Origin of the sequence: Synechococcus sp. R3-13 (assembly GCF_047462195.1) — a bacterium.
Lineage (GTDB): Bacteria > Cyanobacteriota > Cyanobacteriia > Thermostichales > Thermostichaceae > Thermostichus.
Genome location: NZ_JANSIO010000041.1, coordinates 1 through 12,548, shown reverse-complemented (window position 1 = coordinate 12,548; position 12,548 = coordinate 1). Strand labels below are relative to the sequence as shown.

Here is a 12,548-nt window from a genome sequence, read left to right as displayed (position 1 = left end):
CTTAAGTTCAGATCCCCATTTTGGCTGCAGTTAAAGGAAATCAGAGAATGGGCAAACCATTTGGCTGCCTCTTGGCGGTTGGCTGTTTTGATGAGGATGGGCAAATCTGCATTCTTTATGGCTTGAACCAGCCGGCAACGCCTGGGATGGCGGGATCCCTGTTGGCCGATAAAGACCACTTGATTTTCTCTATCTTCCACCCAATCGTGGGTAACAGTGCGCATGGAGATAAGAGGCAACCAGGCAAGATTCTCAGCGCCTGCTGCGGCAAACCAGTGCAAATGCTGGAAGTTATAGGCAGTAGCGACGTAATCAAAGCCTTCAGTAGCCCAGTAGGCCAAGAGATGGTTGATGGGAAACTCCCAGTGGTGGGTGTCTCCAGCCAGTAAAACAGTTGGACAGCCAAACTTTTTGGTATTAAGAGGATTGCTGTAGTCGAAGCTCGAAGTCCAAACAACAACTAGGTCAAACTCCTTGTTTGTAATTTGCTCAGACTGCTGCACAAAGTCATAGAGGTCATAGTCTCCCTCTGGGCACTCCACCAATTCCTTAGAGAGATTGACAAAGTTTAGTCCAAAGCCCTTGGCTCTCCTCTTGGGGCAAAGACTGACCTGCCGATCTGAAAGCTGCGGGGGCGGGATATAGTCTGGCGGAGTTGGCCAATTGAGGAGAATTCGCGGAGCATTGGCCTTGATGTCTTGCATTTCTCGACTCCCCAAGTTGAGCGGCAGGTTCTTCTAGCTCCTACAGGCTACTAGGATTGGACACAACAACAAGGGATCTCTGTTGCCCTGGAAAACGATAAACCGAGCATAGGTTATAAGCAACCCCATGGATCCCTGTCTGCAAGAGCCGAATCCAGTTTACCTGCCTGGATGGCCCCTACCCAAGACGAGCTCTCCTACGACAATGGCATACCCATGGAAAGCTGGCGGCACACGTGCCAGATGGACTTGCTCATCTCCACCACCCATGCCGAGCGAGGTTTTGAGGCTGTACCCAGCGAAGTGGGAGGGTAGGAGGCCACCTGGATTCTGTGGGCCACTGCCGCTGGGGAACTGATGCCTGCCAAGGCTGAACTGGAGCAGCAAAGGGCTGAGCGCCTGGCCTAAAAGTTGTGAGAACTGGGGGTGGATCCGGGTACATTAAGCTAGAGCAGACGTCAGGGATCCCTCCCCATGGATTGCCAAGACCTTGCTCAGGATCTTCTCCTAGAACTGGAGCAAGCTCAGAGTCTCACCCAGCTCCTAGATTGGGCTTTAGCCTGCCTTCCTAGCCAGCAAATCTTCTGCCAGATTGGCTGGGAAGAGTCCGCAGCTGTTTTGCAGGCAATGCTTCGCTATCCTGAAAAGTTAGCAGTGATTCTACGGAATCTCCTACAGAGCTCATCCGAAAAGTCAATCAGCACAGAAGATATCCAAACCCAAATTTCTCAGTTGGGATTAGAAGAACGGGTTCTACTCCTAGAAGGCCCCATCCCTGCCCTTTTGGCAGATCTCGGTCAATGTTTCCCAGAGACCCAGATTGGCGTTTGTTTCTGGACTGAACTCACGGACTACCGTACCTGTCTGCTTCAGTCTTTGCTACTGCGGGATTACTTGGCCGACTCAGCCCTATACTTGGTCAACCATTGCCGCTACGGAGCCATAGCCCAAGCCAACCTAGATTTGATGGGGATAGATCCCAGTTTTCATCTGCAGAAGGTTTTGCCCAATCTAGGCCAAGCGATCCATCTCCTCACTTGGGATCCCCAGCACAAAGGGTTAACCGAGCAGGATCTCGCTCACATCCAAGCAATTGGCCCTGGATCACTGCTGGCAGCTAACCCGGTATTCCTGACTTTTACCCAGCCGGATCCCTCAGAACCCAACCGGTTTTACCCCTGTAAATACATCAAGCTGGATAACTTCCTGCCTCAAGAGCTCAACCAAGCCATTCTCCAACATGCCATTACCCACCAAGACAAGTTTATCCCTTCCAAGAGCTACAGCAAGAGCAACACCGAGGCAGAGTCACTAAAATTTCGCCGCTCCCTGAGGCTGGACTTCGCTTACTTTCAGGAGCATGGATCCCTGCTGCGAGAAAAAATTGCGGCTGTTGCTCCCCAAATCTTCGCCGAGCTAGGCATTGAGAACTTTGACATTCAAATCTTTGAGATGGAGATGATTGCCAGCCATGATGGCTGCTTCTTTACCGCCCACACCGATAACTCCTACCCACAAACTGCCTTCCGCCAGGTGAGCTGCGTATATTACTTCCACAAAGAGCCAAAGCCTTATCGAGGAGGTGAGCTGCGCATCTACGATACCCAAAGGCAAAAACCTCATCCACCAATCCTGCACGGGGCATACGATGAGGTAACCCCTACAAATAACAGCATCGTCTTCTTCTCCAGCAGTTGCCTACATGAAATCCTGCCGGTATTTAGCCCTAGCCAAGCCTTTGCCGATAGCCGCTTCACTATCAATACTTGGCTAGGAGCCAAGCAATTCACCTAAAGGCTTGCAGATCCACCATGGCCAGAGTTTGCATAATTACCACTGTTCGGGATCCAGGCGTGTGCTTGGAGTCGTTCATTCGCTATCACCTTGCCCTTGGAATTGCCTGTATTTATATCTTCTTTGACGATCCAGAGGATCCCGCTATTCAGGTGGCACTTCAGTTTTCCGATGTAACGGCTATTCCCAACGATGAAGCTTTGCAAGTCTAACAAGCATTGGGGAATGTTCTCTATCCAAAATATGGCCCTCATACTGGCTATGAGGTCATGGCTCGTCAGATCCTTAACGTAGAAACTGCTATACAACTTGCCCTGGATCAGGGCATGGACTGGATTCTTCATATTGATGGAGATGAGCTTTTTTATCCTGGCCAGATGATGGCTTTGGATTGGTTTGATCAAGTAAGCGACGATATATTCCAGGTTACGTTCCTAAACCACGAAGCAGCTCCCGAAGCGTCTGAGATCGAAGACTACTTCCGCGAGGTCACTTTATTTAACAGAAACCCTGCTGCCTTAGAGCCAGGACTCTGTACTGAGTTTCAGAGAGTTTCCGGCAAGAGTCAATACTTTTTGGCTTACCAGAATGGAAAGTCAGCAGCTCGGATCTATCCCTCTCTTCTGCCTAACAGCGTACATAGCTTTGATATTCCAGGGGATCATACTCTAGTAACGTCGTCTCCCTCTATTTTGCACTACTTGAACTGCGGATTCCAGAACTACTATAAAAAATACGCCCAACTGGGAAACTTTCCCGACTACTGGTGGCGCTCCAAGTCTAATCCTATTCGGGTGCCTTTTCACTTAACCTCACGGGACGCTTATTGCTCAGGAGATAGAACTCGCATGGAAGCTCTTTATCAAGAGTTCATACTTTACAGCAGTCCTGAAACCAACCAGAACCTCATCGAAAGGGGTATTCTTACTCGCATCTCCTACCCATCACAGTTACTGTCCTCGCTCTAGTTCACTGGTTTAGCCTAGAGCCCTTGCCTACTCTTGAGGGAGACTGGAGCAACTGAAATAAAAAAGCTCCCCACAGGGAGCCACGGAGTACATAAAGTAGAGATAGAAACTAGTCAAAGACGTTGCAGCTCTTACCAACAAAGGTAGCCAGAGAAGTCACAACTTTCTCCTGTGATCCCAGCCCAATGGTGCATTGAATTCTGCTGCCAGAAGCGGTGATGTAGCGGCTTGCACCCGTGACAGCAGTGGTGTCCCAGCGCATCCCCTGAGGCGAAACAGAAGAAATAGCGGTGGCCACTGGTGTCTCGTAGTTGGGAGCGCTCCACGGATCATTCATAAACTTATCGCCCTTAGCGCCGCAGGAATCAGCCCCATTAGTGGTAGGACATCCGAACTCAATTCTGGCGTATTTTTCCGGGTACACGCCAACATCTAGGCGATAGACTTCAGAACCACGACCCACTGCCGTGAGAGCTGCTTGAGCTTCAGCAGTGCGGGAGCGGCGCACTTGGTTCAAGAACTGCGGGATCGCCACCGCCGACAAAATGCCGACGATCACAATTACCACCAGCAGTTCGATCAGGGTGAAGCCCTTGGCTTTGGAGAGAATTTGCTGAGCCAGTTTGGCCCGCAACAGAGACTGACGAGACTTTGCGCTCATGAGTACCAGATCCTTTAGCAAACTAGAGAGTTAACTGTGCAGCTCACCTGCTAGTGCTAACTTACCCCGCTCAAGGGCGATTCATAACAGCCTGCTCCCTGGCGCAATTGCGGATTTTTGCCAGATGAGCCTGACACAGGTCAGTGGTTTAGCTGAGCTGGCCTCAGCGTGGCAGACTAGGACTAGCGCTCTCTCTTCAGCCCATGAACCCTACCCCACAAGCTCGGATTTTGGAAGCCAAGCAACTGTTTCAGCAGTCTCCCGATGCCTTTGCGGAGTGGTTGGTTGCTTTTTACCGAGAGCAAGGCGCAAAGGATTGGCGGGAGTTCCTGTGGGGTTTCTTTGACCTCTCCTCAGCCAATGATTTGGCTTCCCCCTCTGAGCCAGAGGCAATTACCTTGTCAGCGCTGGAGCAGGCCTTGGCTGCTGGCCAGCTGAGCCTTGCTTACCAGCTCTACACGCCTCTGGTGAGAACAGGGATCCTGTCTCAGGAGAAAGTCTTGGATTTGTTGCTATCCCTCGCAGGCCGTCTAGAAAATAGCCCCACGCAGGATCCACAGCAGCGTCTTCAGGCTTGTCTAAAGCTGCGGGAGATGGCCTTTGAGCTGGATCCAAGCCGGCGGGACAACACCCAAGTTTTGCTGATGCGGGCCCTGCAAGCTCAGGATGAGCTGGCAGTTGGCTTTTATGGGCAAGCCCTACTGGAGAGCCTAGGCGGCGAGAAGAGCCTCGATATTACTCAGGAGCCACTCCTTACTGAATTGCTCGCGCGGCTATGGGACGATGGCTACCTGAGCTTGTTTTTTGAGGTGGCCACAACTTTACAAGTCTTTCTTCCGGAGGAACAAAGATCTGGATTTGCTGCTTTGCTGGCCCAGCTAGCCAATGCGGTGGATCCCGAGCAGGCGAAGCGCTATGAAGGTTTGTGGACGATAGAGGACTTAATCGGTGACTTTTTTCAGAGGGCAGCCCGCGCCTTCTTCCAGAACTCTACCAGTGATGGCTATTCCATTTTAGGAGAAGCTCTCATCACGGCGGCCGAGAGCTCACAGGTGCAAGAGAACTTTACTCTTCGTCTATCCCTTCTATCAGAATCGCTGGAAAAGTTGATCCATGCTGCCCAGCCAGAACGGATAAACCTTGTTATCCAGAAAATTATAGACTTAATTTTATCGAGGGAAGCCGACTTAGGATCACTAAGAATTAACGATGAAAATCTACTCGAGAGTCTAACGATTGCTAAAGCCATTCTGTTTCGAGTTTGCTTTTGTTGGAGTTATCTAACTGACGATCGCTCTCTGATTCGTCATTACCAACAAATTGGTGGTAGAATCTTTAACGACTGCCTAAGCTTAATGGCTTCTCAGCGAGACTTTCTTTGGTCGGAATATTGGCAGAAGAATCAGCAAGACTACTGCGGATCTGGCAGAACTAAGCGAAAGCTGAGGGTAGGCTTTCTGGGTAACTGCTTTCAGCGACATTCGGTTGGCTTTCTCAGTGAGGCTACTCTCAGGAACCTATCTCGCGATCTTCTGGACGTTGTCTACTACTACTACCAGGGGTGGAAAAATGAAGATATGGCCAGTCATGACAATATGTATCAAAAGTTTCGCTCTCACGAAAATCTCCATTTTCGCTTTTTTCCAGGAGAAACCAAGCCGCCTCAAGTAGCTGCTCAAGCGCGTGAGGATCGCATCGATATCATGGTTTTTATGGACTCCCTTACCAGTCACGATGCCAGCATCGTAGCAGCTTTGCGGGCCGCTCCTATCCAAATTGGTTGGCTTGGCGGAGATGCTGTCGGTTTGCCAGAATTTGATTACTTTTTCGCCGATCCCTATATCCTTCCTGAAGACGCCCAAGCCGATTACCATGAAAAAATTATCCGCCTGCCTAGCTACTGTGCTGTTGAGTATCTGGACATTACTCCTGCAGATGAGGTGAATTTCAAAAACAAGCTGAGAATAGGCCCGCAAGATATTGTTTTCCTAACTGCGGCCAGTGCTTACAAGCGTACCCCCGAATGTATTGATGCCCATCTGCAAATCCTGAAAGCTGTTCCCAAGGGGATCTTGATCGTCAAAGGCTCGGGGGAAATTGCCACGGTTATCAGGCGTTACCAGGAAAGAGCTAAGGAATTGGATGTTTTGGATCGCGTCCGTTTTCTATCTCAAGCAAGCAGCGTGGAAGAGCACCGGGGCCAACTAGCTTTGGTGGATCTTGTTCTCGATACCTTTCCCTACACAGGTGCAACCCACACTATGGAAGCTCTCTACATGGGTGTGCCAGTTCTTACCTTAGTAGGTCGCCATTACTACGGCCGAATGAGCTATAGCTTACTTAGGAATATAGGTCTTGATGACTGTATTACCTGGTCAGTTGAAGAATTTATTGAGCGAGGAATCCAGCTGGCTAACAATCCAGAGCGACTGGCCAAGGCCAAACAGACTATTCGAGAGTCCTACAGTAAGTCGATCATCTGGGATCCAAAACGTTTGGCTATGGCTATTGAAAAAACCTATTTTGATCTGGCTCATAAACATCAGATTATCGACCAGGTTCCTCCTCTAGACGGGGGTGAACCTAGACTCCAGGTCAGTCAGCGTATCCGCCTTCATATAGGGGGAAAAGATCCCCATCCAGACTGGAAGATCCTAGACATCCAACCAAGAGAGTACGTGGATTACGTTGGCAACGCTATGGATCTCAGTCAATTTGAAGACAACTCCGTAGAAGCCATCTACGCCTCCCACGTTCTGGAGCACTTCGACTATGTGCGAGAATTGCCTGTTGTTCTCAAAGAGTGGCATCGAGTTTTACATTTCGGTGGCCAGTTAATGATTAGTGTTCCTGACTTACCTACTCTTTGTCACCTTTATATAGAGGAAGGAGCTTCCGCCGAGCAGCGATTTAGTATTATGCGCATGATGTTTGGTGGACAGACAGATGAGTATGACTATCACAAAGTTGGTCTCTCGTGGGAATATCTGTTCATGTTGCTGACTCAGGCAGGCTTTCGGATTATCCGCAAGGTAGATCGGTTCGGCTTATTTAATGACTGTAGTGAAATGGTTGTTTTCGGTAAACCTGTTAGTCTAAACATAATTGCGACCAAGTAAATTAAATTAAAATAAAAAAGTTGTCTGGTTCTAGGCAATTCCTATCTCCCTAACTATCTTTTGGTATGAAATCAGTAGTTATTATCACCGCAGCCGACTCCAAGTTCTTCGATCTAGTGCAGGGAACTGTTCTTTCCATCCGAGGTAAGGAGCAGGGTAAATCTGTTGAGATAGGCTTCTTCGATTTGGGCTGTACCCCTGAGCAAGTAGACTGGCTTTCAAAACACGTCAATTACATTGTTGAGCCGGATTGGAACTATAACTTTGCTGGAGTTGAGAGTGTGCCTTCTTATCTGCGGGGATTACTAGCTCGGCCCCGGCTACGTAGGTACTTTCCAGACTATGAAGTTTATATTTGGATTGACGCAGATGCTTGGGTTCAGGATTGGTTCGGGATTGACTTGCTCATCCAGCGAAGCAAAAAGCGAGGGCTAGCTATTGTTCCGGAGATTGACCGAGGGAATAGATTACTCTATGGCCCAAAAGATTACCTAATTGATCTTAGTGAAGCTTACAGATACCACTTTCCCAGTCTGAGTGTCGAGGACTTACATACGTACCCCCTCCTTAATGCTGGTGTTTTTGCAATGTCCTATACTGCCAAGCACTGGGATCTTTGGGACTTTCGGCTTTCTCAAGCTTTAGCTAGAAGACCTTCTATCATAACCGATCAACTCGCTCTAAATGTAGCGGTCTATCTAGATGGGCTACTTAAGGAAACAGAACTTCTACCTGCCTATTGCAATTGGACTTGTCACTACGGACTGCCAAAATGGGATCCAAGGCAAAACCTACTTGTTGAGCCTTACCTACCTCACACTCCTATTTCTATCATACACCTAACCAGCCATAGTAAAAGAGAGGGAAGGCATGTACTATTGACCACTGAAGATGAGAAAATTGAAATGAGCTTAAAGTTTAGCGATGCCTCGCTGGAACACCAGAAGCAAAGCTTGACGCCTGCTTCCGCAGAGCAACTGAGTTTTACTACTTTAGGGATTTATCTAAGCCAGATTAATCTAGCTCTTTTTCCCGATTGGGATCCAAATCTTCGGGAATCAGTTACTGCAAGCTTGGAGCCTTTACTAAAGTCTATTCTGCTTAGTTCCAATCCTCAGCATTACGCTTTGATCGTGTCTGCAGAGCCAGACTACGGGATGGCGGAGTCAGTTCTGGAAGCCGCAGCAGCTAACGTTACTATCGAGCTTATGGATTTGGGACACGAGTTAAGTGTTGAGCCGTCTATTTCTTTGGTTAAAACTCTTAACTCTGAGCAGTGGAAGCGACTACTGGCTCGGGTTGATTACTACTACCCCCTTACTCACGAGCGAATCCCCGCAGGGATCCAGCCTGCCCTGGATAAGCTGCCCCGCTTCGAGTTTCCTACTGGTTAGAGCCCTGAGGTGATAAAGAAAAGTTAACCGGAAGAGCGTAGCAACTGCATCAGCTGCTGAGGCGTCATCTGCTCGTAGGGCTCAAAGGGCTGGTGGATCCAAGGGTTATCCGGCAAATAGTCCACATAGTAGTCGGGTTGATAGACGGAGGCGGCCTTGTACCACAGTACGCCGGTGCGGATCTCCTCGATGTAGAAGCCGTAGTGGTGCTTGAGCCAGTGGACAGAGCGCTTTAGGGTCATGCCAGAGTCTGCCAGATCGTCCACCAACAGCACGTGGCTGCCCAGGTTGGCGGTGGTCATGGCTAGATCCCGCGAGAAGGTCAGTTGCCCCCGCTGGCGGTTACCGGGCCCAGAGTAGGAAGAGGCTGAGAGAATAGCCAGGGGCAGGTCGAAAAGACGGGCCAAGGTATCGCCGATGCGCAGCCCCCCCTTGGCAATACAGACGATTTGGTTGAATTCCCACCCGCTTTCGTAGACTTTGACGGCCAACTCCTCGATTTTGCGGTGGTAGTCGGCCCAGGTGATGGAAATTTCGTGCAAGGGATCCCCCTCTACCCATCTAGAGTGCTCAGTTTAATAATGACGCTTCTCCCCTCGACTAGGGACTAGCTTTCTTTCAGAGGGATCACCTTCACCCAATGGGCATAGACGGGATCCCGATTTTCGGTAATTGCCGTCAGCTTCTGCCGCAACTGCTCGGTGATGGGGCGGGAGGGGGGCAGGACGTACTGCTCGATCTGGCGGATGGGCGTAATCTTGGCAGCAGTGCCAGTCAGGAAAGCTTCATCGGCAATCAACAGCTCCGACTTATCGACAGGCCGTTCTTGGGTAGGGATCCCCAGATCACGGGCCAGGGTGAGGACACTGTCGCGGGTGATCCCTTCCAAGATATCTTGGTCGAAGCTGGGGGTAATCAGCACGCCATTGCGCACGATGAAGATGTTCATGCCCGAGGCTTCGCTCACTTTGCCCTGGGAGTTCATCAAAATGGCCTCGTCATAGCCAGCCTGCGCCGCCTCGGTTTTGGCCAAAGAGGAAGTGATGTAGGCGCCGGTGATCTTGCCCCGCAATGGTAGGCTGCGATCCTCTTGCCGGGCCCAAGAGCTGATGCGGCAACTGACTCCCTCTGGCGAGAGGTAGTCCCCCAGTTCCAAGCCGTACACGAAAAAGTCTTTCTCAATGTTGTGCAGCCGCGGCGAGATGCCTAGGTCGGAGGTGTACACCAAGGGGCGGATGTAGAAAGACGTGGAGGGACGGTTTTTTCGGATCAGCTCGACGATCACCTGCTCAATCCGTTCAGCAGGGAGATCAAAACAGAGCAGGCGGGCGCTTTGACTCAGTCGTCGGCAATGGCGATCCAGACGGAACACCAGAACTTGATCCGGGTTTTGCGGATCAGGGATCCCGCGTAGGCCGCCGAACGCCGCTGTCCCGTAGTGCAGAGCATGGGTGGCAATGGAGATCTTCGCCTCAGCAAAGGGGACAATCTGGCCCTGAAAGTAGGCGTAGGGCAGAAAATCTGGCATGGTCGGCACCCACCGGGGTAGGAATGAGAGGTAGGAATATTATCACCGATTCATGCAGCGCCAGTAGCCCCAACCTTGGAGCTGCACAGGACGCCGACATTGCTTCTCTGCCTGGGGCAGCAGCACTCGAGATGGGTGTAGGTGCATTCCTTCCCTACAGCGGTGTTCTTCAGCCAGTCCATTTCTGAGAGGGCTGGATTGGAGGAGCAAACAGTCCATAGCCGAAGAGGGGCCGAGCAACTACACCCTATGACGCAAGGGGGATGAACTCCTTGCGAAGGCAACGGTGCTCCTTGTGGCAAGGCTTCTTTTACTCCAGGGTGGTAGGGTAAGGATGGGGTTACTCAAACAGTTGCAAATGAGACCTGCAAAACTCTCTATTGCTTCCTTACTTTTGCTTGGCATTTTGCCCCTCGGCGGCCCGATGCTACTGGTAGGTGGGAGCATGAAAACTGCTTTTGCCCAATCTTCTGCTCTGCCTATCCCCATTGAGGAAGCTATTCGGATCGCTCGATCTGCCGTGCCCAATGCCGTGATTAAAGAAGTTGAGTTGGAGCGCGAAGATGGGCGCCTAGTTTGGGAAGTGAAATTTACCAACGATATTGAAGTCAAGATCGATGCCACTACCGGCAATATTGTCGATATCGACGACTAGCACCCAGGAGATGCCCCCTGCATAGGCGGGGGTGAGCGTTGCCGGAAAAGGCTGTAGCTGCTACTGCTTGATGAAAAAGTAGCGACCTTGAGAACTGCGAAAGCCGGGGATCCTTTGCATTTTGGGCATGGAGAGGGCGTCATCGATAGTTGACGGATAGCTGAAACCAGTTCGACTGCCGGCCGAGGACAGGTGGCCGAGTCAGGCTGAGCTAGAATGCTGTCTATCCGTCTTGCTGCTCCCCCTGATGGACGACCCCCCTTTAGCCTCGGCGGCTACTTTCCCCAACACTGAGCTTTCGTGGGGAGATGCGTCGCTTAGTCTCCTTTGGGTCATCGGTCTTCTGGTCATCAACGCTTTCTTTGTCGCAGTCGAGTTTTCCTTGGTATCGGCGCGGCGCTCCCGCATGGTGCAGTTGGCGAGCGAAGGGAACCGGCAGGCAGCTCTTGTGCAAAAAGCCCAGGAACAACTGGAATATGCCCTCTCCACCACCCAGTTGGGCATTACTCTGGCCAGTGTATTGCTGGGCTGGATTGGAGCCACCCAAGTTTCGCCCACGCTGTTTTTGGCCTTGAGCCGCTTGGACTGGTTTCAGGGTGTGGATCCGGCCCTTATGCAGGGGGTGGCGGTGGTAGTGGTGTTTTCGCTGCTCACCTATTTTCAGATTGTGGTGGGGGAGCTGATCCCCAAGACTCTGGCCATCCTCTATTCGGAGCCGATTGCGCTGCAACTGGCCTGGCTCAATCGTTTGGTCAGCCGTATCCTAAGACCTTTTGTAGAGCTGCCCCGCTTTTCCTCTCGGTGTGTGCTGCGGCTTTTGGGAGTCCAGATTCCGGAGGCCAGCTCCTTTTACAGCACCATGACGGTGGAGGAGCTGCAACTGTTGATCGCTTCCTCGGTGGAGTCGGGCAACATTGAGGCGGAAGAGCGAGAGCTGTTGAGCAACATCTTCGAGTTCGGCGAGACGGTGGCCAGCGAGGTGATGATCCCGCGTACCAGCATCGACGCGGTGCCGGAAACTGCAACGGTGCAAGAGGTGCTGGCCGAGGTGGCCGAATCAGGACACTCCCGTTACCCGGTCTACGGCGAGTCTTTGGATGACATCCGCGGGCTGATCCACGTTAAGGAGTTGATCGGCCAGTTGGCCAAGGGATCCATCGACCTCCACAGCCCCATCACGCCTTTTATCCGCGAGGCCCACTTTGAGCCGGAGAACAAGCCAATTGCCGAACTGTTGCCCGAAATGAGGCAGCACCACTGGCCGATGGTGGTGGTGGTGGATGAGTTTGGTGGCACGGCGGGCCTGATTACCGTTCAAGACTTGGTGGAGGAGATTGTCGGCAAGCTCTCCGATGGCCCGGATCCCAACACCAAGGAGCCGGACATCCAAGAACTTGACGAAAATACCTTGCTCATCCAGGCTCAGCTAGATATTGAAGAGATCAACGAGCGCTGTGGCCTCAACCTGCCTCTGCACGAGGATTACCAAACGCTGGGGGGCTTTTTGATCTACCACATGCAGAAGATCCCACGTGCTGGGGAAAAGTTCACCTACCAAGAGATGGAGTTTCAGGTGGTGCGCATGGAGGGGCCACGGGTGGATCGGGTGAAGGTAGCCCGTCGTTCTGGCACTCCGGCAAACTCCCTGCCGCTGCTCCCCCCGGCGCAAACGGCAAAAGCCCGTCCATAAACCTGCTGGAGAGGACTAGGCCGTTGCTTTGACCA

The 12,548-nt window shown here is 51.5% G+C and carries 11 protein-coding genes and 1 pseudogene; 8 read left to right on the top strand and 4 right to left on the bottom strand.

From position 1 onward, the window contains the following. Positions 1–704 (bottom strand): annotated as a pseudogene (locus NW856_RS01395) (glycosyl transferase family 1); the annotation flags it as partial. 171 nt (positions 705–875) lie between these two features. Between NW856_RS01395 and NW856_RS01390 the strand changes: the two are divergent. The 4 genes from NW856_RS01390 to NW856_RS01375 all read left to right on the top strand — a co-directional run bounded on the left by NW856_RS01390 (position 876) and on the right by NW856_RS01375 (position 3,466). Then, positions 876–1,019 (top strand): hypothetical protein, encoded by a 144-nt coding sequence (locus NW856_RS01390; protein WP_011432125.1) that lies wholly within the window; start codon positions 876–878, stop codon positions 1,017–1,019. Positions 1,020–1,580: 561 nt separating this feature from the next. Next, on the top strand, positions 1,581–2,498 hold the full coding sequence (locus tag NW856_RS01385; RefSeq protein ID WP_414398723.1) for a 2OG-Fe(II) oxygenase: 918 nt from the start codon (positions 1,581–1,583) through the stop codon (positions 2,496–2,498). Positions 2,499–2,515: 17 nt separating this feature from the next. Continuing rightward, complete coding sequence (locus NW856_RS01380) at positions 2,516–2,710, top strand: glycosyltransferase family 2 protein (protein WP_414398722.1); 195 nt, start codon at positions 2,516–2,518, stop codon at positions 2,708–2,710. 57 nt (positions 2,711–2,767) lie between these two features. Continuing rightward, positions 2,768–3,466 (top strand): glycosyltransferase family 2 protein, encoded by a 699-nt coding sequence (locus NW856_RS01375; RefSeq protein ID WP_414398720.1) that lies wholly within the window; start codon positions 2,768–2,770, stop codon positions 3,464–3,466. 109 nt (positions 3,467–3,575) lie between these two features. Here the strand turns inward: NW856_RS01375 and NW856_RS01370 are convergent, their stop codons facing one another. Then, positions 3,576–4,127, bottom strand: coding sequence for a type IV pilin protein (locus NW856_RS01370; RefSeq protein ID WP_414398718.1), 552 nt, complete (start codon positions 4,125–4,127; stop codon positions 3,576–3,578). A gap of 203 nt (positions 4,128–4,330) precedes the next feature. Between NW856_RS01370 and NW856_RS01365 the strand changes: the two genes are divergently transcribed. Both NW856_RS01365 and NW856_RS01360 read left to right on the top strand, forming a co-directional pair. Continuing rightward, positions 4,331–7,246, top strand: coding sequence for a methyltransferase domain-containing protein (locus tag NW856_RS01365; protein WP_414398716.1), 2,916 nt, complete (start codon positions 4,331–4,333; stop codon positions 7,244–7,246). A gap of 65 nt (positions 7,247–7,311) precedes the next feature. Next, positions 7,312–8,640, top strand: a complete 1,329-nt coding sequence (locus tag NW856_RS01360) for a hypothetical protein (protein ID WP_414329087.1) — start codon at positions 7,312–7,314, stop codon at positions 8,638–8,640. A gap of 23 nt (positions 8,641–8,663) precedes the next feature. Here the strand turns inward: NW856_RS01360 and NW856_RS01355 are convergent, their stop codons facing one another. After that, a complete protein-coding gene (locus NW856_RS01355) occupies positions 8,664–9,182 on the bottom strand; it encodes a phosphoribosyltransferase (RefSeq protein WP_414329088.1) in 519 nt (172 codons plus the stop codon). Positions 9,183–9,247: 65 nt separating this feature from the next. Then, positions 9,248–10,168: a branched-chain amino acid transaminase gene (locus tag NW856_RS01350; RefSeq protein ID WP_011432133.1), complete on the bottom strand. Its 921-nt coding sequence runs from the start codon at positions 10,166–10,168 to the stop codon at positions 9,248–9,250. Between the two features lie 445 nt (positions 10,169–10,613). Between NW856_RS01350 and NW856_RS01345 the strand changes: the two genes are divergently transcribed. Together NW856_RS01345 and NW856_RS01340 are read left to right on the top strand one after the other, a co-directional pair. Next, entirely contained in the window at positions 10,614–10,823 is a 210-nt protein-coding gene (locus NW856_RS01345) for a PepSY domain-containing protein (RefSeq protein WP_414398715.1), read from the top strand. A 247-nt stretch (positions 10,824–11,070) separates the two neighbouring features. Continuing rightward, positions 11,071–12,513 (top strand): hemolysin family protein, encoded by a 1,443-nt coding sequence (locus tag NW856_RS01340; protein WP_414398713.1) that lies wholly within the window; start codon positions 11,071–11,073, stop codon positions 12,511–12,513. Positions 12,514–12,548: the final 35 nt, after the last annotated feature.